At 76.2% G+C, this 18,852-nt stretch carries 16 protein-coding genes; 4 read left to right on the plus strand and 12 right to left on the minus strand.

Annotated elements, in window-relative coordinates:
* Positions 1–111: 111 nt before the first annotated feature.
* The 6 genes from IE219_RS20245 to IE219_RS20265 all read right to left on the minus strand — a co-directional run bounded on the left by IE219_RS20245 (position 112) and on the right by IE219_RS20265 (position 7,015).
* Positions 112–1,950 (minus strand): ABC transporter ATP-binding protein, encoded by a 1,839-nt coding sequence (locus IE219_RS20245; protein WP_189979431.1) that lies wholly within the window; start codon positions 1,948–1,950, stop codon positions 112–114.
* Positions 1,947–2,816 (minus strand): ABC transporter permease, encoded by an 870-nt coding sequence (locus IE219_RS20250; RefSeq protein ID WP_189979433.1) that lies wholly within the window; start codon positions 2,814–2,816, stop codon positions 1,947–1,949. The genes IE219_RS20245 and IE219_RS20250 overlap by 4 nt, the downstream gene beginning before the upstream one ends.
* 5 nt (positions 2,817–2,821) lie before the next feature.
* Positions 2,822–3,766, minus strand: a complete 945-nt coding sequence (locus IE219_RS20255; protein ID WP_189979436.1) for an ABC transporter permease — start codon at positions 3,764–3,766, stop codon at positions 2,822–2,824.
* Between the two features lies 1 nt (position 3,767).
* Entirely contained in the window at positions 3,768–5,357 is a 1,590-nt protein-coding gene (locus IE219_RS20260) for an ABC transporter substrate-binding protein (protein WP_189979438.1), read from the minus strand.
* Positions 5,358–5,637: 280 nt separating this feature from the next.
* Positions 5,638–5,709 carry a putative leader peptide gene (locus IE219_RS32570; protein ID WP_356725282.1) on the minus strand — a complete coding sequence of 24 codons (72 nt, stop codon included), beginning with the start codon at positions 5,707–5,709 and terminating at the stop codon, positions 5,638–5,640.
* Between the two features lie 76 nt (positions 5,710–5,785).
* Positions 5,786–7,015 (minus strand): ROK family transcriptional regulator, encoded by a 1,230-nt coding sequence (locus IE219_RS20265; RefSeq protein WP_189979440.1) that lies wholly within the window; start codon positions 7,013–7,015, stop codon positions 5,786–5,788.
* A 780-nt stretch (positions 7,016–7,795) separates the two neighbouring features.
* On the opposite strand from IE219_RS20265, the gene IE219_RS20270 reads away from it, so the two are divergent.
* On the plus strand, positions 7,796–8,761 hold the full coding sequence (locus IE219_RS20270) for a TauD/TfdA dioxygenase family protein (protein WP_189979441.1): 966 nt from the start codon (positions 7,796–7,798) through the stop codon (positions 8,759–8,761).
* A gap of 131 nt (positions 8,762–8,892) precedes the next feature.
* On the opposite strand, the gene IE219_RS20275 is transcribed toward IE219_RS20270, so the two are convergent.
* Positions 8,893–9,258 carry a cupin domain-containing protein gene (locus IE219_RS20275; RefSeq protein WP_189979443.1) on the minus strand — a complete coding sequence of 122 codons (366 nt, stop codon included), beginning with the start codon at positions 9,256–9,258 and terminating at the stop codon, positions 8,893–8,895.
* 178 nt (positions 9,259–9,436) lie between these two features.
* On the opposite strand from IE219_RS20275, the gene IE219_RS20280 reads away from it, so the two are divergent.
* Positions 9,437–9,874 carry an SPW repeat protein gene (locus IE219_RS20280; RefSeq protein WP_189979446.1) on the plus strand — a complete coding sequence of 146 codons (438 nt, stop codon included), beginning with the start codon at positions 9,437–9,439 and terminating at the stop codon, positions 9,872–9,874.
* Between the two features lie 141 nt (positions 9,875–10,015).
* On the opposite strand, the gene IE219_RS20285 is transcribed toward IE219_RS20280, so the two are convergent.
* The 4 genes from IE219_RS20285 to IE219_RS20300 all read right to left on the minus strand — a co-directional run bounded on the left by IE219_RS20285 (position 10,016) and on the right by IE219_RS20300 (position 13,955).
* The gene (locus IE219_RS20285) at positions 10,016–10,933 is read right to left on the minus strand and encodes a carbohydrate kinase family protein (RefSeq protein WP_189979448.1); all 918 of its coding nucleotides are present in this window, start codon (positions 10,931–10,933) and stop codon (positions 10,016–10,018) included.
* A 4-nt stretch (positions 10,934–10,937) separates the two neighbouring features.
* On the minus strand, positions 10,938–11,489 hold the full coding sequence (locus IE219_RS20290; RefSeq protein WP_189979450.1) for a GNAT family N-acetyltransferase: 552 nt from the start codon (positions 11,487–11,489) through the stop codon (positions 10,938–10,940).
* A gap of 47 nt (positions 11,490–11,536) precedes the next feature.
* Positions 11,537–12,139 (minus strand): GNAT family N-acetyltransferase, encoded by a 603-nt coding sequence (locus IE219_RS20295; RefSeq protein ID WP_189979452.1) that lies wholly within the window; start codon positions 12,137–12,139, stop codon positions 11,537–11,539.
* Positions 12,140–12,284: 145 nt separating this feature from the next.
* Entirely contained in the window at positions 12,285–13,955 is a 1,671-nt protein-coding gene (locus IE219_RS20300; protein WP_229849900.1) for a hypothetical protein, read from the minus strand.
* Positions 13,956–14,134: 179 nt separating this feature from the next.
* Here IE219_RS20300 and IE219_RS20305 point away from each other — a divergent pair, with 179 nt between their 5' ends.
* A complete protein-coding gene (locus IE219_RS20305) occupies positions 14,135–15,682 on the plus strand; it encodes a PP2C family protein-serine/threonine phosphatase (protein WP_189979455.1) in 1,548 nt (515 codons plus the stop codon).
* Positions 15,683–15,799: 117 nt separating this feature from the next.
* On the opposite strand, the gene IE219_RS31855 is transcribed toward IE219_RS20305, so the two are convergent.
* Positions 15,800–17,293 carry a DNA-binding protein NsdB gene (locus IE219_RS31855; RefSeq protein ID WP_229849884.1) on the minus strand — a complete coding sequence of 498 codons (1,494 nt, stop codon included), beginning with the start codon at positions 17,291–17,293 and terminating at the stop codon, positions 15,800–15,802.
* Positions 17,294–17,530: 237 nt separating this feature from the next.
* Between IE219_RS31855 and IE219_RS20320 the strand changes: the two genes are divergently transcribed.
* Positions 17,531–18,658, plus strand: a complete 1,128-nt coding sequence (locus tag IE219_RS20320) for an aminoglycoside phosphotransferase family protein (protein WP_189979458.1) — start codon at positions 17,531–17,533, stop codon at positions 18,656–18,658.
* Positions 18,659–18,852 lie beyond the last annotated feature (194 nt).

An 18,852-nucleotide genomic window follows, 5' to 3' on the forward strand; every position in this document is an offset into this window, starting at 1 on the left:
GGGCCGGGGGCGGGGGCGCGGGGCGGCGGGCGGGGGCGTCCAGGAGGACGGGACCGCCGGGGCCGCCGGGGCCGCCGCCCGGGTGGGGGCGGCCGGGGACGCAGCAGGCGTTCACGCGGCGAACTCCTCGGCGCGGGCGGCGGGCACGGGTTCGGGGACGGCGGCGAGCAGGGCGCGGGTGTAGGCGGCGCGGGGGCGTTCGCAGATCTCGTCGGCGTCGCCCTCCTCGACGATCCGGCCGTCGTGCAGGACGGCGATGCGGTGGCTGACCTGGCGGACCACGGCGAGGTCGTGGGCGATGAAGACGAGGGCGAGGCCGAGGTCGCGCTGGAGGTCGGTGAGGAGGCCGGTGATCTGGGCCTGGACGGAGACGTCGAGGGCGGAGACGGGTTCGTCGCAGAGGAGGACGGCGGGTTCGGGGGCGAGGGCGCGGGCGATGCCGATCCGCTGGCGCTGGCCGCCGGAGAAGGCGCGGGGGAGGCGGTCGGCGGCGGCCGGGTCGAGGCCGACGGTGCGCAGCAGGGCGGCGACGCGGGCGGGCCGGTCGGCGGGGGTGCCGATGCCGAAGGCGCGCAGGGGTTCGGCGACGATGTCGCCTGCGGTCATGCGCGGGTCGAGCGAGGCGTAGGGGTCCTGGAAGACCATCTGGACGCGGCGGCGGACGGCGTGCAGGGCGGTGCGGCCGGGCCGGGTGACGTCCTGGCCGTCGAGGAGGATCCGGCCGGCGTCGGCGGGGTCGGCGTGGGCGAGGATCCGGGCGAGGGTGGACTTGCCGGAGCCGGACTCGCCGACGATGCCGAGGGTCTCGCCGGCGCGCAGGGTGAGGGAGACGCCGTCGAGGGCGGTGTGCCGGTGGCGGCCCCGGCCCCGGTAGGTCTTGCGCAGCTCCTCGGCGGCCAGCACGACGGGGCCGGGCGCGGGGCGTTCGGCGCGGACCGGCGGCGGGGGCGGGGGCAGCGGGACGCTCCGTTCGGCGGCGGGGTGGCAGGCGGCCCGGACGGGACCGGCGGCGGTGGCGAGGGCGGTGAGCGGCGGCGCCGCGGTGCGGCAGCGGTCCTCGGCGAGCGCGCAGCGGGCGGCGAAGGCGCAGCCGGCGAGCGGGAGGCTCAGGTCGGGCGGGGTGCCGGGGATGCCGGTGAGGCGGGTGCCGGAGGGGGTGGACAGGCGGGGGACGGCGGCGAGGAGGCCGGCGGTGTAGGGGTGGCGGGGGCGGGCGAGGACCTCGGCGGTGGGGCCGTCCTCGACGACGGTGCCGCCGTACATGACGAGGACGCGGTCGCAGGTGCGGGCGACGACGCCGAGGTTGTGGGTGATGAGGAGGAGGGCGGTGCCGGTGGTGCGGGTGAGGTCGCCGAGGAGGGTGAGGATCTGGTCCTGGACGGTGGCGTCGAGGGCGGTGGTGGGTTCGTCGGCGACGAGGACGTCGGGTTCGCCGGCGAGGGCGAGGGCGATGAGGACGCGCTGGCGCTGGCCGCCGGAGAACCGGTGCGGGTGGTCGTCGACGCGGCGGGCCGGGTCGGGGATGCCGACGAGGGAGAGGAGTTCGAGGGCGCGGGCGCGGCGGGCGGCCCGGTCGCGGCCGCCGTGGGCGCGCAGCACCTCGTCGAGCTGGCGGCCGATGGTGAGGACGGGGTTGAGGGCGGTCATCGGGTCCTGGAAGACCATGCCGATCCGGGTGCCGCGGACGGCCCTCAGCTCGTCCTCGGGGGCGGTGGTGAGTTCGGTGCCGTCGAGGCGGACCGAGCCGCCGGTGATCCGGCCGGTGCCGGGGAGCATGCGGAGCAGGGCGAGGGCGGTGGTGGACTTGCCGGAGCCGGACTCGCCGACGACGGCGAGGGTCTCGCCCCTGCGGAGGGTGAAGGAGACGCCCCGGACGGCGCGCAGGCCGGGGCCGTCGGGGGTGGTGAAGGTGACGTCGAGGTCGCGGACGTCGAGCAGCGGGGTGGTCATCGGCGTATCTCCCGGTTGAGCGCCTCCGCGACGAGGGAGAGGCCGAGGACGAGGGCGGTCACGGTGACGAGGGGGCCCGCGGCGAAGTGCGGGGCCTGGGCGAGGTGGGGCATGGACTGGCTGAGGACGGCTCCGAGGGTGGGCTCGGGGGGCCGGACGCCGACGCCGAGGAAGCTCATGGCGCCTTCGAGGAAGACGGCGACGGTGAGGGAGACGGCGATCTGCACGACGAGCGGGTCGGCGGCGTTGGGCAGGACGTGCCGGGTGAGGATCCGGCGGCCGGAGCTGCCGCCGACGCGGGCGGCGGTGACGTACTCGCGGCCGCGCTGGGCGAGGATGCCGGTGCGCAGGAGCCGGCCGAAGACGGGGATCTCGGCGAGGGCGATGACGAGGACGACGGGGAGCCGGCCGGGGCCGAGGGCGGCGGTGACGGCGAGCGCGAGGATGAGGCCGGGGAAGGCGAGGATCAGGTCGAAGAGGCGCTGGACGGCGGTGTCGGCGGCCGGGTGGGCGGCGGCGGCCAGGGCCAGGAGGCAGCCGAGGGCGGCGCCGAGCGGGACGGCCGCGGCGATGATGCCGAGGTCGGCGCGGATGCCGTACAGGAGCCGGGAGAGCAGGTCGCGGCCGAGGTCGTCGGTGCCGAGGGGGTGGCCGGGGGTGCCGACCGGGGCGAGGGTGAGGCCGCTCTGGTCGGTGGGCGGGTGCCCGGCGAGGAGCGGAGCGAGGAGTCCGGCGAGGACGACGAGGCCGACGAGGGCGAGGCCGGTGCGGCCGCGGGCGGTGGCGAGCGCGGTGAGGTACGGGTGGCGGGGGCGGCGGGCGGCCTTCTCGCCGGTCGCGGCGGGGGCGGGCAGGGTGCTGGTCATGGCGGTCACTCCCACCTGATCCGGGGGTCGAGCCGGGCGTGGACGAGGTCGGACAGGAGCTGGACGAGGACGAAGACGGCGACGAGGAGGAGCAGGAGGTCCTGGACGACGGGGTAGTCGCGGCGGACCAGGGCCTGTTCGGCGAGCTGACCGAGGCCGGGCCAGGCGAAGATCGCCTCGACGAGGACGGCGCCGCCGAGGAGGTGGCCGGTCTGGATGCCGAGGAGGGTGACGACGGGCGGCAGGGCGTGCGGGAGGGCGTGCCGCCACAGGATGCGGCGGGGGGCGATGCCGGCGGCGGTGGCGGTGCGGACGTGGTCCTCGGCGAGGGCGCGGCGGAGGCTGTCCTCCAGGTAGCGGCCGAGGACGGCGGCGCTGGGCAGGGCGAGGCAGAGGGCGGGCAGCAGCAGGTACTGGACACCGAGGTCGGGGGCGGTGAGGAGGGGGACGCGGCCGCCGGGCGGCAGGACGCCGAGGAGGACGGCGAAGAGGAGGACGAGGAGGACGCCGCTGACGTACGGGGGGACGGCGAGGGCGGCGGTGGTGAGGGAGCGGACGGCGCCGCGGGTCCAGGGGCGGCGGGCGGTGGCGCCCAGGATGCCGAGGGTGCCGCCGATGAGGACGGCGAACAGCAGGGCGCCGAGGGTGAGTTCGGTGGTGGCGCCGAGGCCGTCGGTGATGAGGTCGGCGGTCTCGCCGCCGATGACGTAGGAGGGGCCGAGGTCGCCGGTGAGGAGTCCGCCGATCCAGTCGAGGTACTGGACGGGCAGCGGGTCGTCGAGGCCGAGGCGGGCCCGGACGGCGGCCAGGACCTCGGGTCCGGCGTCGGGGCCGGCGAGGACGGCGGCGGGGTCGCCGGGGACGAGCCGCAGGACGCCGAAGACGAGGACGGAGGCGGCGAAGAGGACGAGGAGGGCGGAGGGGAGCTTCCGCAGGAGGAGTCCGCGCACGTCAGGCCGCCAGGTAGGCGTCGTCGAGGTTGAGGTAGGAGAACTTGTTGAGGGTGGCGCCGTGGAGCTTCTTGGAGGCGACCTGGACGCTGCCCCGGATGACGAGGTCGATGATGAACGCCTCGTCGAGGAGGGTGTCGGTGACCCGCTGCCGCAGGGCGTTGGCCTCGGCGCCGGTGGCCCGGCTGGTCCACGCCTCGCGGACGGTCCGGCTGTACGTCTCGGAGCGGAAGCGGGAGGTGTTCTTGGCGGCGTTGAAGGGGTAGGCGCTGACGGCCAGGGTGGAGGGCTGGACCTGGGAGAAGCTGTGGCCCATGGCCCAGAGGGCGGGCATGGTCTGGGAGATGAGCCGCTTCTGGGCGGTGGCGGCGTCGGTGGGTTCGAGGGTGACGTGGACGCCGATCTGCTTCAGGTCGTACTGGACGGCCTCGGCGAGCGCGGTCTCGCCGGGCAGGTTGACGTGGAGGAGGGGGAGGTCGAGGCGGGTGTGGCCGGCGGAGCGGAGCAGTTCGCGGGCCTTGCCCGGGTCGTGCCGGTAGTGGGTGCGGCCGGCTTCGGTGAAGGCGGGCGAGGACTTGGGCCAGGGGGTGGCGGAGGCGAGGCCGTAGCCGCCGAGGACCTGGCTGAGGACGCGTTCGCGGTCGACGGCCCAGGCGAGGGCCTGGCGGACGGTCTTGTCGCCGAGGGGGTCGACGGAGGTGTTGACGCCGAGGTAGGAGGCGCCGCCGCCGGTGTCGTACTGGGTGACGGAGAGTTCGGGGACGGCGGTGACGGTGGAGAGGTTGCGGCCGGGGACGGCGTAGGAGAGCTGGGACTGGCCGGTGCGCAGGGAGGAGACGAGGGCGTCGGCCTGGGGGATGACGCGGAGTTCGACGCCGTCGAGGTGGGGGCGGTCGGGCTGCCAGTACTTCTCGTTGCGGGTGAGGCTGAGGCCGGTGCCGGGGCGCCAGGAGGCGAGGCGGAAGGGGCCGGTGCCGTTGAGCCGCTTGCCCGCGACCGCGTCCTCGACGCTGTTCCGATCCGTGATGATCATGAATTCGAAGAGGTCGAAGAGGTTGTTGACGGGGTGGGCGAGGCGGAGTGTGAGTTCGTGGTCGCCGCGCTTCTCGAAGCCGGTGACGGCGGCGGCGGTGGACCTCAACTGGGCGGCCCGGACCGGGTTCTGGAGGTTCTTGACGGCGAAGACGACGTCGTCGGCGGTGAAGGGGCGGCCGTCGTGGAAGACGACGCCGGTGCGGAGCTTGAGGGTGAGGGCGCGGCCGTCGGGCGCGTACTCCCAGGAGGTGGCGAGCTCGGGCCGGGGCTCCAGCCGGTCGTCGTAGCGGGTGAGGGTGTTGTAGATCAGCCGGTGCTGGAGGGACTGGCCGCTCTGGGCGAAGAGCAGGGCGGGCGTGAAGTCGGTGTTGACGGCGACGGTGAGGGTGCCGCCGCGCTTCGGTCCGGCGGCTCCGGTCGCCGGGGCCTCCGCCTCGGCGACGGCCGAGCGGCAGCCGGTCAGGCCCAGGCCGAGGAGCAGGGTGCCGCCGGCGGCGGCGCGCAGGGTGGTGCGCCGGGAGGGGGCGGTGGGCGTGGAGGGGTGCAGCTCGGTCATCGGTGCCTGCCTGGAGGAGGTCGGGCCGCTCGGCGGAGTGGGTTTCTTCCGCTGCGGGAGGAATGAGGGGCGGCCGGGGGCGCGGAGGGACGCACGGGGGCGCTCGCGGCCGGCCGGAGGGTGCGCGGCACGGCCCCGGTCCGGGTCGGACGGGGCGGGCGCGTGCGGGGCGGGAAGCCCGGGGAGGGCGGCGCCGCCGGGGGCCGCGGACCGGCCGGGGACGGCCCGGGGTCAGCGGCGGGGGCGGCGGGGAGCGCGGCGGGAACGGCCGCGCCGGGGATCAGACGCGGACGGCACAGACCGCGCTGGCGTGCCGACAGAGGTCGACGTGCCTGCGGGAGATGAGGCGCATGTCCGGATTCACGGGAGCAATATGACAGCGGCTCCGAGAGCCGGTCAACCGGCCTTGCCCGCATTTTGAGACGACCTCAGTGGAAGACCCCTCCGCGCAGGAGCTCTCCGACCGTCTCAAGGGGCCTTTTGAACAGGGGATTCAGCAGAACCGTGCCCGCCGCGACGGGAAGCGTGGCCGGTCCGGCATGTGGACTGACGATCCGTTCGGGGTCGTCGCAGACGTGCGAGTGGTCGATCGCGGCGCCCCGGATCTCCTCCAGGTAGGACGGTTCGAGGACGCTGGCCTGCTCGGTGACGACCACCAGGTCGGGGTTGAGGACGTCGAGGAGCAGGGCGGTGGCCCGGCCGACCGCGCGGGCCCGCTCGCGCAGCAGCCGGTCGGCCCGCCGGTCCCCCGCGGCGGCGGCGTCGATCACGAGTCCGGTGTCGGGCTCGGGGACGATGCCGCGCCGGACGGCGGTCCGTTCGAGGGCGGTGTTGGAGGCGGTGGCCTCCAGGCAGCCGGAACGGCCGCAGGGGCAGGGGGCGGTGGAGTCGGGCACGGGCAGGTGGGCGACGTCCCCGGCGGCCGCGCCGGGCCCCCGGTGCACGACGCCGGCCAGGCCGACGGCGGCGTCCACGACGTTGCCGACGAAGAGGTGGACGAGGCTGCGGCGGGCGGCGGGGCGGCCGAAGAGGATCTCGGACTGGGCGATCGCGCGGGCGTGGTTGTCCAGCCGGACGGCCGGGCCGCCCAGGGCGCGGGAGAGCTCGGCGGCGAAGGGGCGGTGGCGCCAGCCGAGGGCGTCGTGCCGGACGACGACCCCGGCGGCGGGGTCGACCCGGCCGCCGATCGCGGCGCCGACCCCGAGCAGCGGGCGGCCGGAGGCGTACCGCCGCAGGAAGGCGCGCAGTTCGGCGCCGACCGCGCCGGGGATCCGGTCGGGCGCGATCCCCGCGTGCGGGTGCCGGCGCCGGGCGAGGACCCGGCCGCGCAGGTCCACGAGGGCGAGGGTGGAGGCGGGCACACCGAGGTGGAGGGCGGCCACGACCGGCCCGCCGCCGGTGCCGAGGTGCAGGTCGACGGGGATCTGCGGGCGGCCCACTCCCCCGCTCCCGGCGGGCTCGGGCAGCTCGCGCAGGAGGCCGAGCCGGGTGAGGTCGGTGGCCTGGCGGGAGACGGCGGCCGGGCTGAGGCCGGAGAGCCGGGCGACGGCGCTGCGGGAGACCGGGCCGTGGTCGAGGACGGTCCGCAGCACGGTCGCCGCGTTCGCCTCCCGCCGGCCGTCGCCGGCCATCCGGGGTCCTGGGGGCGTACTCGTCATCGCTTCCTCTCCGTCGTCTCCGCCCCGGGGTCCGCCCCGGGGTGGTCTTCACTCTCCGCCCGGGCTCGCACGCGGCGTCCGCCCCGGGCCCCTTCCCGGCCGGTCGGCCGGCTGACCGGCGCACCAGACGCGGGGTGCGGCGCCGGGCCCGGCACGGGGGTGCGGCGCGTGTGCGCGGGGCGGGGCCGGTGGCGGCGGTCCGTCCGGGAGGAGAGAGGTGAAGTGTCGCCGGAATCCTCCGGGAAGGGGGAACTGTTGCGGGGGCGTGAATTCGCCCGGGGCCGGGACGGGTGGCCGGAAGCACCGTCCTCGCACCGCGCACGACTCCCCTCCCGTATCAGCAACTCCCGCATGGAACAGGGTAATTGAGGATTCTCTGGCGCACCGCGACGACTGCCGAGGAAGGCCGGTTCCGGTGCCCCGCCGGCTCCCCGGAAGCGCGTTCCGGCGCTTGACGCCCTCCGGCGGGCGCTGCCAGGCTCCGGGACATGTTCGCGACCACCTCCTGTCCGGCCGTCACCGGCGCCTGACCCTCGCGACCCTCCCGGGGCCGGCGCACACCGCCCCCGCGCCTCCGCCCTCTCGTACGGCCCCGTCCACCGGAGCCGTACCCCCGGCGGCCCGGCGCCCCTTCCGTTCCGCCCCTTGGGTCTTCGCACACCCCCATTACTTCCGCTCCGGGATTAATTGCCCGACAGCACCACCCGCCCTCCCGCGTACGGACGTCCGTACGGGCCGGGGGCCTCCCCGAGCGTTCCGCACCCGAAAGGAACACACGTCATGACCACCGCCACCGCTCCCGCCCCCAGCGTCACCGCCCCCACCGTCACCGTCCGCAAGGTCGGCGGCCGGCTCGGGGCCGTCATCTCCGGCGTCCGCCTCGGCGGCGACCTCGCCCCCGAGACCGTGGCGGAGATCCGCTCCGCGCTCCTCGCCCACAAGGTGGTCTTCTTCCGCGGCCAGGACCACCTGGACGAGGAGGCCCACGAGGCGTTCGGCCGGCTCCTCGGCACGCCGGTCGCGCACCCCACCGTGCCGTCCACCGACGGGCGTTACTCCTTCCCGATCGACTCCGACCACGGCGCCCGCGCCAACCAGTGGCACACCGACGTCACCTTCGTCCCCGCCTACCCGGCCTTCTCCATCCTGCGCGCCGTCGTCGTCCCGCCGTACGGCGGCAACACCCTCTGGGCCAACACCGCCACCGCGTACGAGAACCTGCCCGAGCCGCTGCGGAACCTCGCCGACGCCCTGCGGGCCGTCCACTCCAACGCGTACGACTACGCGGCGCTGCGCCCCGACGCCGTCCCGGAGCGGCTCGCCCGCTTCCGCGACGTCTTCGCGTCGACGAAGTTCCTCACCGAGCACCCGGTCGTCCGGGTCCACCCGGAGACCGGCGAACGCACCCTGCTCCTGGGCAACTTCGTGCAGCGGATCAGCGGGCTGACCGGCGCCGACTCCCGTGCCCTGGTCCAGCTCCTCCAGTCGCACGTGGAGCGTCCGGAGAACACGGTCCGCTGGCAGTGGGAGGCGGGCGACGTGGCGATCTGGGACAACCGCGCCACCCAGCACTACGGGGTGGACGACTCCGACGACCACGACCGCAAGCTGCGCCGGGTGACCATCGACGGCGACGTGCCGGTGGGCGTCGACGGCCGCGCGTCGGAACTCCTGGAGCCGTCCTCGGTCCCGGAGCCGTCCTTCGGCGTCGCGTCGGGCGCCTCGACGGAGCAGCCGGCGGCCTGACGCGCCGGTAACGGGGCGGGCGCGCCGACGGCGGGGGGGACACGCCGGTGGCGGGGCGGATCGCCGCTGCCGACGCGCCGTCCGCCCCGCCACCGCCTTCGTCCCGTCCTCGCCCCGCGAGGGGGCCGGGCTCAGCCGGCCCGGGCGTAGTCGCCGAAGCCGACCCAGTCGACGACCACGCAGGGCTCGTCGCCGAGCACCCACGCGTCGTGCCCGGGGGCGATCTGCATGAAGTCGCCGGGGCCCACCTCGCCCTCCTCGCCGTCGTCCATGACGACCCGCATCCGGCCGCCGACCACGTATCCGGCGTGCGACGCCCGGCAGCTGTCTGTCCCGGCGATCGGCCCCACGTGCTCGGACCAGTGCCAGCCGGGTTCGAACACGGCGCGTCCGACGGGGCCGTGATCGGTGGAGAGCAGATCCATCCTGCCCTTGCCGTCCGCGAAGGGACGGGTCTCGTCCGCTGAGTCGAAGCTTCTTCGTACGATGCCGGCCATCGTCTCCGCCTCCCGGCGGTGAGCGGTTCCGCCCGAGTCCTCTCCCAGCCTACGCCGGAGGGCCGATCGCTTCCCGTTCCCCCTTCACATAAAGGACATGTAAGAGCACAATGGACATGCGGCATTCGTGCCGCGAGCGCGGTCCGACACGCAGTACGCCAGCAAGGAGGCGAGTCACATGGCCGATGTCTCTCACCGTCCCGGTGACATCTCGGGACACCCCGACGCGACGGAGATGCGGGAGCGCTACGCGCAGATCCTGCAGACCAGAGGAGTGGCGGCCGTGGAGGAGCTCGTCATCCTCTCCGGCGTCTGGATCGCGGTCTCCGCGTACACCGTCCACTTCGCGGCCGCCCGGCCGGAACTGGCCCTCACCAACCTGATCGTCGGCATCGCCCTCGCGGTCCTCGGCCTGTGCATGTCGATGGCCCCCGAGCGCTCCCAGGACCTCAACTTCGTGGTCCTGCTGCTCGGCGCCTGGACGATCGTGGCCCCGTGGGTCGTCACCCGGAGCCCCGACACCGGCATGGTGCTCAGCAACGTCATCGCGGGCGCGTGCGTCTGCCTGTTCGCCCTCACCGCGGGCGGGTTGCTGATGAGCAAGCGCGGGACGTGAGGCCGCGGCCTCTCCGCCCGGACGGCGGCGCCTCCCCCGGGAGCGCCGCCGTCCGCCGCGTCCGGACATCCGGACGGGCATCCGGACGCGGCGGACCTCCGGACCGACGACCGGATGACCGGCTGACCGGTCCGGTCCGGCTCAGGCCGGGGCGCCGCCGAGGGCCGCGTCGAGCTCGGCCCGGTCCGGGGGCCGGGCGCCCGCGCGGGAGACGGTGACGGCCGCGGCGGCGCTCGCGCGGGCCAGCAGCTCCGCGAGCCGGTCGGCGCCGAGCGCGGCGAGCCCGGCGCGGCCGGTGCCCGCGAGCGCGTCGAGGACGGCGGACATGAAGGAGTCGCCCGCGCCGACCGTGTCGGCGACGGCGACGGCCGGGGCCGCGACGGCCGCCCGGTGCTCCCGGGTCACCGCGAGCGCCCCGTCGGCGCCCCGGGTGACGAGGACGAGGGCCGGACCGAGGGCCAGCCAGCGCGCCGCCACCGCCTCGGCGGGCTCCCCCGGATACAGCCAGGCGAGGTCCTCGTCGCTCGCCTTCACCACGTCGGCGAGGGCCGCGCACTCCTCGGCCCGCGCCACGGCCGCCGCGCGCTCCCCCATCAGCGCGGGCCGCACGTTCGGGTCGTAGCTGACGGTGGCGGCGGGCCGCAGCCGTCGGACGAGGGCCAGCACCTGCCCGGCGCCGGGGGCGACGGCGGCCCCGATCGAGCCGAGGTGGACGTGCCGGACCGGGCGCGCGGCCGGCGGCGGCTCCTCGGCGGTCAGGGTCCAGCCGATGTCGAAGGCGTACGAGGCCCGGCCGTGCCCGTCGAGGGTGACGACGGCCGAGGGGGTGCGCTCCGGCACGCCCCCGATCACGAGCCGGACGCCCGCCCCGGTGAGGTGGTCCGCGAGGATCCGGCCGTACGGATCGTCGGCGAGCTGGGTGAGGAGGGTCGTCGCGCGGCCCAGCCGGGCGAGGCCGAAGGCGACGTTGGCGGGGCTGCCGCCGGGATGGACGGCGTCGGCGGCACCGGGGGCGCGGACCACGTCGGCGACGCACTCGCCGATCACCAGGAAGGACACGGGGCTACGGCTCCTCGGTGCGGGCGGCGCGGCGGCGGTAGAGGACCTGGTGGGCGTCCCACTCCACGAAGGACTCGGCGTGCTCCAGGCCGACGGTCTCCAGGAGGCGGCGGGAGCGGGCGTTGGCCTCCTGGGTGACGGCGACGACGCTGGGCGCGGTCTCCAGGACCCGGGCGACGGCGGCGGCCACCGCCTCGCGGGCGTAGCCGCTGCCCCAGTGCTCGGGCAGGAACTGGTACGAGACCTCGGTCTCGCCGCCCCGCCCGGCGGCCTCCACGGTGACCAGGCCGAGGACGGCGCCGTCCTCGGCGCGGACCACCGCGCGGGCTCCGGCGGCCCCGACGATCCGCCGCTGCCGGATCCGGACGACCTGCTCCACGACCGGGCCGCCGAGGTGGCGGCGCACCTCGGGGTCGGTCCAGAGCCGGGTGACGGCGGGAACGTCGGCGCCGCGCACGGGCCGCAGGAGCAGCCGCTCGGTCCTCAGCACGCCCCCGGGCGGGACCTTCGGCGGGGCCGCGGGGGCGGCCGGGCGGCACGGCGGGGAGACGGTCATGCCCCGCATCATCGCAGGACGGGCCCGCCGGGCCGGAGGGGGCCGGGTCAGGCGGCGGGGCGGGGCGGGCGGCGCATCGCCCACAGCGTGGGGCCGCCGCCGGGGAGCGCGAACTCGCCCAGGACCTCGAAGCCGAAGTGCCGGTAGACCGGCAGGTTCTCGGCCTTGGAGGACTCCAGGTACACCGGCAGGCCGTCGGCGTCGGCCTTGGCGAGGCCCGAGCGGAGCAGCGCGGAACCGTGCCCCTGCCCCTGGGCGGCCGGGTCGGCGCCGAGGACCGCGAGGTACCAGTGGGGCTCCTGGGGCCCGTGGGCCGCGGCGGCCTGGACGGCGTCCCGGAAGAGGGGGGCGCGGTCGCCGAGGATGCCGGTGAGCAGTCCGATGGTCTCCGCGTCGGGGACGGCCTTGTCGGCGCCCTCGGGCGAGACCCAGAAGGCGGCGGCGGAGGCGGTCCGCTCGCAGACGCCGTGCGGCGCGTACTGCCGGGTGAAGAGGGTGGTGAAGTAGCGGCCGAGGCCGTCCGGGCGGGTGGTGTCGTCGGGGAAGAACCAGCGCATCATCGGGTCGCCGTCGAAGGCCCGCGCCAGAGCGGCACCGACCAGCGGGGCGTCGGCGGGACCGGCGGTCGTCGGCGTGTTCGTCTGTGACATGAAGATCATTCTGCCGGTGCCGTTCCGCATATCGGACGGCGGGGTCGCCCGGTCGCGGCGCTCCGGGCGCGGACCGACGGCAGGTGGATCCCGTCGACGGTCTCGACCAGGCCCCCCCGGGCGCGGTGGGGACGCCCCGGTGCGCTCAGCGGGCGTGCATGCGACGGCGGAGCGCCTCCAGGGCGCCCGGACGGCGGCCCGGCACCCGGCGGCGGAGCGCCACCAGCGTCGGGCCGAGGGCGCGGGCGCGGGCCGGGTCCTCGATCTGCTCCCACTGGTGGTGGGCCCGGTCCACCGCGCCCTCCACGTCCCGGTCGTCCGGCTGCTGGCGCAGCCCCAGCCGGGCCTCGGCGACCGCGAGCCACAGCTCGCAGCTGCGGGCCGGCTCCCCCGCGAGCCGGGCCAGGTCGGCGCGGACCTCCATCCAGTGCACCGCCTCCCCCGACCGGGGCCCGAACCGCCGCAGCGCGTCCCGCTCCCAGGCGGCGGCCATCTCCGCCGCCTCGGCGTGCCGCCCGGCCGTCGCGGCGGCCAGGATCGCGGGGTGCGGATCGGGCACGGCGGGCTCCCGCCCGTACCCGGCGCGCCTCGGGTCGGCCGCCCCCGGCGGCACCACGGGCGGCCCGGCGGGCACCGGCGGCACCACGACGTCCCTCTTCTCCCGCGCGGGCACCGGCTCCACGGTCCCGGACGCCTCCCCCACCGGCGCGGGCACGAACCCGGCGGGCAACGGCGGCACCGCCTCGGGCACGACCGGCGCGGGAACGGGGTCCGGGACGGCGTCCGGAACGGGGGCCGGCACGGGGGGAGTCGGCGCCGCGACAGGAGCCGGGGCGGGCGCCGGGGCCGGGACGGGTACCGAAGCGACGGGCTCGGGCACCTTCGGCACCTCGGCAGGCGCCGGAACGGCGGGAGCAGGAGCCGGGGCGAGCACCTTCGGAGCCTCAACGGCCGCCGGGGCGGGCACTTTCTGCACCTCGGCGGGCGCCGGGACGGCGGGAGCAGGAGCCGGGGTCCGCGTCTTCGGCGCCTCGACGGGCGCCGGGGCCGCCTCCGGCACCGGTCGCGCCTCCGGGGCCGGAGGGCGTACAGCCTCGGGAGCGGGTACGGCTCCGCCCGTCGGCGCCAGGAACAGTGTCCGGGGCGAGCCGGTGCGGGCCGCCGCCTCCGCGTGGAGGGCGGGGAAGGAGGGGCGGGCGCCCGCGCGCCACTGCTCGGCCCAGGCCCGCAGGTACGCGGGATCCGTCAGGTCGCCCCGGCGCGGGGGCGCGGTGACCCGGGCGTAGAGGGCGGGGCGCGGGCCCGGGTCGAGCAGGTGCGGGGTGGTGGCGAGGCAGGCCCAGGCGTCGGCGTCGGCGGCCAGGTCGGCGACGACGGTCGTGGTGCCGGGCGCCCGGCCCGCCACCGCGTCGACCAGCCAGTGCCAGGGCAGCGCGGTGTACCGCAGGGCGGCGGACGTGCTCCGGGCCAGGGCGAGGTGCGGGAGCCGCTGCCGGCGGTCGAGGTGGAGCTGGCCCGCGAGGTAGAGCGCGAACGGGCCGGGGCTCTGCGCGGCGGCCCGGAGCCGGGTGAGGACGGTCTGCGGGTCGACGGGGTCGGCGAGTTCGACGAGCGTCGCCGTGGCGGTGCCGGTGAGGACGCCCGGCGGCACCGCCGCGAGCGCGGGCAGCACGGAGGCCGCGTCCATCGCCCGGCCCCGTCCGGCGGGCGCCGCCGCGAGGAGGACCGCCGTCCCCGCCGCGTCCGAAGTCGCCGTCGCCGCCCCCGTGTCCGGGCCCACCGCGCCCGCCGTACCGTTCGCCTCGTCGCTCACCACGACTGCACCGTAACCCGTCGTGTCGTGGCCGATAACGTCCGGGCCTTTGACATATGCCAGAAGCACCACCGAATCGAGTGTTGCCGAATGCCTTACGGGCACTCCGAGGCTGTGCGACAGTCGTCCCCAGGTCCCGCCTTCCCGCCCGGGCCGCGCCGCGCCTGTATCGGAGTACGACCATGCCGTCCCCTCTGTTCGCGGACCATCCCGCCCAGCCTCCGGCGCCGGGTGCGGTGGACGCGCTGATCGCGCAGACGAGCCGTCTGCGCGGCGAGGTGGACGCCGTACGACGGGACGCCGCCGCCCATCACGACGATCCCCGGCGGCGCTGGCAGCGCGCGCTGTGCGAACTGGCGCTCCATCAGCTCGACGACCTGAAGGCACAATTCGGCCAGCTCCGCGACGGCGCGCCGGCGGCGACGTCACCCGCACGGCGGGACGCCGTACCGCTCCCGGAGCCGTATCCCCCGGGAAGCGCCCCGCGCGCGCCCTCCCCCGACGCCCCGCCCGAGGCCGGCGGCACCCTCTACGACGGGTCGTTCCCCGGCGCCCCGGGCGCCGCCTACGGCGAGACCCCGGCCCGCACCGGCTCGCTGCTCACCCGGGTCGGCAGCGCCGAGTGGAACCTCCTGAAGGACGAGGCGAGCTGGTCCGAGGAGCTGTTCCGGATCTTCGGCCGGTCCGGCGAGCTGGGTCCGATGTCGCTGGACGAGATGCCGACCGTGGTCCTCCCCGAGGACCAGCCGCGCCTCCAGGCGATGGTGACGGAGTGCCTGATCGACGGGAAGCCGATCGACGGCGAGTTCCGCATCCTCCGCCCCGACGCCCGCGTGCGGACCCTCCACATGACCGGCGAACCGGTCCTCGACGCCGACGGCTCCACCGCCTCCATGTGGGCGGTCCTGCGGGACGTCAGCGAACTGCGGCGCGGCGAGCGGGCCGTCCGGGAGAGCCGGGACGGCCTGGAGCGCAGCCGACAGCTCCAGCGCACCGAGCACCGGGTCGCCGTCGAGCTCCAGGAGGCCGTCCTCCCGCCGTGGCGCGGCTCGCTCCGCTTCGCCCACGGCGGCCCCGCCCCGCTCGACGTCGCCGGCCACTACCTCCCCGCCGCCGCCCCCGGACTCATCGGCGGCGACTGGTACGACGCGCTGACGCTGCCCTCCGGCGACGCCCTGCTGACCGTCGGCGACCTCACCGGCCACGGCGTGGCGGCGACCTCCTCGATGGCCATGCTGCTCGGCGCGCTGCGCGGCATGGCCGTGGCCGGGATCCGCCCCGGCGCCCTGATGGGCCACCTGAACCAGCTCCTGGAGACCTCCGTCCAGCCCGCGCTCGGCAGCGCCCTGTGCTGCCGCTACGACCCGGCGACCCAGCTCCTCTCCTGGTCCCAGGCGGGCCACCCCGCCCCGCTGCTCCTGCGCGACGGCACCGGCCGCCCGCTGCGCCGCCCGGAGGGCGTGCTGCTCGGAGCGACCTCCGGCGCCGTCTACGAGGAGCGGGAGACCAGGCTCCGCCCCGGCGACGTGCTCGTGCTCCACACCGACGGCCTGACCCGGAGTCCGGGCGCGTTCGACACCGACGCCGGTGTCGAGCGGCTGCTCGCCCTCGCCCCCCGGCTGACCGGGGCACGGGACGCGCGGGAGTGCCTGCGCTCCGTCCTGGAGGAGTTCGGCGAGGAGGCCCGGGAGGACGACGCCTGCGTGATGGTCGTCCGCGTCGGCTCCTGACCGCCTCCGGGCAGCCCGGAGAGGCGCACGGGGCATCCGGCCGCGTCCCCTTCGGGCGCCGCCTTCTCCTCCGTGCGTACGCGTACCGCCGTGCGGGGCCCTTCGCGGACCCGGCCGTCAGGCCCGCCCCGTCTCCGGCTCGGCCTCCGGCGACTTCGGCAGCTCCGCCTGGAGTTCGGCCCGCAGGTCCTCGATCTTCGAGTGGCCCGCGTACTGCCCGGTGAGCCGGTACATCTCGCGCAGCCGGTGCCAGGTCCGGTGCGAGGAGGTCTCCCCCATCGAGATGAGCGCCAACCGGGCGTAGCGGTCCGCCTGTTCGGGGTCGTCGGCGATGAAGCAGGCCGAGGCCATCGAGATGTGGTCGAAGAGCTGCGAGCGCTGGTGGCCCTTGCTGCGCAGGTCCAGGGCGAGCCGGGCGTGGTGCTGCGCCAGGGCCGCCGCCGCCGGGTCGTGGTCGGCGAGGGTGCGGTAGGCGAGGGCCTGCATGCCGTGCATGTCGGCCTCGTCGAAGCTCTGCATCCAGTCCGGCGTCTCGTCCGGGGGACCGGAGACGAACAGGTCCTCGGCCTCGCCCAGGGTGCGGCGCATCGCCTGGCTGCGGCCCATCGACGCCTGCGCCCACGCCTCGATGGTGTGGAACATCGCCTGGGTGCGCGGCAGCAGCCGCTCCCCCGCACCGGACTTGGCCAGCTTCATCAGGTCGAGGGCGTCGTCCGGGCGGCCCAGGTGGACCATCTGGCGGGCGGCCCGGGAGAGCGCCTCGCCCGCGCGGGGCCGGTCGCCGCTCTCGCGGGCCGCGTGGGCCGCGATGACGAAGTACCGCTGGGCGGTGGGCTCCAGGCCCACGTCGTGGGACATCCAGCCCGCCAGGACGGCGAGGTTGGCGGCGACGCCCCACAGCCGGCGCTGGAGGTGGTCGGCGTGCCGGTAGGCGAGCATGCCGCCCACCTCGTTCAACTGGCCGACCACGGCCTTGCGCTGGAGGCCGCCGCCCCGGGAGGCGTCCCAGGCGCGGAAGATCTTGACCGACTCCTCCAGGGCCTCGATCTCCTGCGAGCCGATGGGGGCCGCCTCGTAGCGGTCGAAACCGGCGGGGTCGGCGGGGTAGGGGCCGGCGGCGCGGGGGGCCGCGGCGGGGCGGGCGGGCTCGGTGCGGAGCCATTCGTTCAGGGAGCTGTTGAGTGCGGAGCCGGCGGTGAGCACGATGCCCGCGCCCATCAGGCCGCGTCGGTTGAGCATGAGGTCCATTCCCGTGAATTCGGAGAGGACCGCAGCCGTACGGTCGGGAGCCCAGGGCATTCCGTCAGGGTTCTCGTCGTCGTTCCTGACGGCCTGCCGCGTTCCGGCACGCCCGCGTCGTACGAACCCGAGATCCTCGATGGTCACGACACGGCCGAGTCGCTCGGTGAACAGGGCTGCCAGCACCCGGGGCACGGGATCGCGCGGGGTCTCCCCCTTGTCGATCCAGCGCCGCACCCGTGAGGTGTCCGTCGAGAGCTGGGGGTGGCCCATGGCCGCCGCCTGCCGGTTGACGAGCCTCGCGAGTTCGCCCTTGGACCAGCCGGCCAGGCCGAAGAGGTCCGCCAGGCGGGTGTTGGTCTGCCCTGTCACGTCTGAGCCCCCAGGTTCTCGGCTGGAGTTGACAGTAGCCCGCTGTCATAGGGCTGGCGACTATTCGCCAGGGTTCGCCAGGGTGCGCTGGATGTTCCGCCACCCGTGCGCGGGTGTCAGGTAGGTGTGCGCCACCCCGCCCCGTCGACCGGCCCTCATTTTCCCCAGGGTGCGGACCGGAAGCGGGCGGGGGCGACGCACGTGATTCGTCGGCACACGAAGGGATCTGTCACCTCCATGTACACAGCATCGTCCTCCGTGTCCGCCCCTCCCCGGCCGGTGCAGGCCGGCGCCGGACCGTACCTCGCCCCCGCCCCGCGGGCCGTGCGCCCCCGGCCGTGGACGGCCGGACCCGGCACGACCCCCGGCGGCCAGCCGGTCAGCGGGAGGATCGACCTCTCCGGCCCGCAGGGCGCGCAGCTGAAGACGGCGATCGCCTCGGTGCAGCGGATCTGCCCCGAGTTCCGCCCCGCGCAGGTGCTGCGCCGCAGCGGCCGGTCCGTCCTCATCGTCGGCACCACCGGCCGCGCCACGGCGGTCGCCAAGTGTTTACTGGACCGCTCCCCGGCCTGGTCCGAGCGGTTCCGGCACGAAATAGCGTCGTACCGCGCGTTCGTCCGCCACCGTCCGCCGGTGCGGGCGCCGCGGCTGATCGCGGCGGACCCGGAGAACTGCGTGCTGGTGATCGAGCGGATGCCCGGACGGGCCGCGGCGCTCTCCCGCCACCCCGTGGAGTCCCCGCCGAGGGCCGACGTGCGGGCGGCGCTCGGGGCGATCGCCCGGCTCAACGCCTGGCGGCCGCCGGCCGGGACCTTCGACGCCCCGCTCGACTACGCCGCCCGGATCGCCCGCTACCACGAGCTGGGACTCTTCACCGACCGGGACCGCGACGACCTGGAGAAGCTGCTGCGCGGCCTGGCCCACGCGGGCGGCCGCCAGGGCATGGGGCAGTTCTGCCACGGCGACGCCCTGCTCTCCAACATCCTGCTCTCCCCCGCCGGTCCGGTCCTCGTCGACTGGGAGCACGCGGGCTGGTACCTGCCGGGCTACGACCTGGCGACGCTGTGGACGGTCCTCGGCGAGGCGCCGCTCGCCCGGCGCCAGATCAGCCAGATGGCGCAGCACCAGGGCCCGGCCAGCCGGGACGCCTTCCTGGTGAACCTGATGCTGGTGCTGACGCGGGAGATCCGGACGTACGAGACGGCCGTGCAGCGGACGATCCGGGAGGCCCCGGCGGCGGGCGCGGCCCCGGCGCAGTCGGGGGCGCTCTCCCCCGGCGAGGAACAGCGGCTGCTGCTGAGGCGGCTGCACGACGACTGCGCCATGGCACGGCGGGCCGTGCGCGCGGCGGTCGGGACGCGCTGAGCGGTCCGGCCGCGAGACGGGGGGTGCGCCGCGCACCCGGTGCCGACACACCGGGAGTGCGGCGCTTCGCCGTTCCCGGGCGCGGGCCGCGCCGGACGGTCCCATTGGTCGAGACCACCGACGCGTCCCCGGTGGGCGGGCCGTCACCGCGAAAGACCGCCGGTCCGGCCCCGATTCCCGCGCTGACGTGCGAA

Source organism: Streptomyces termitum (assembly GCF_014650175.1).
In the GTDB taxonomy this organism is placed as follows: Bacteria; Actinomycetota; Actinomycetes; order Streptomycetales; family Streptomycetaceae; genus Streptomyces; species Streptomyces termitum.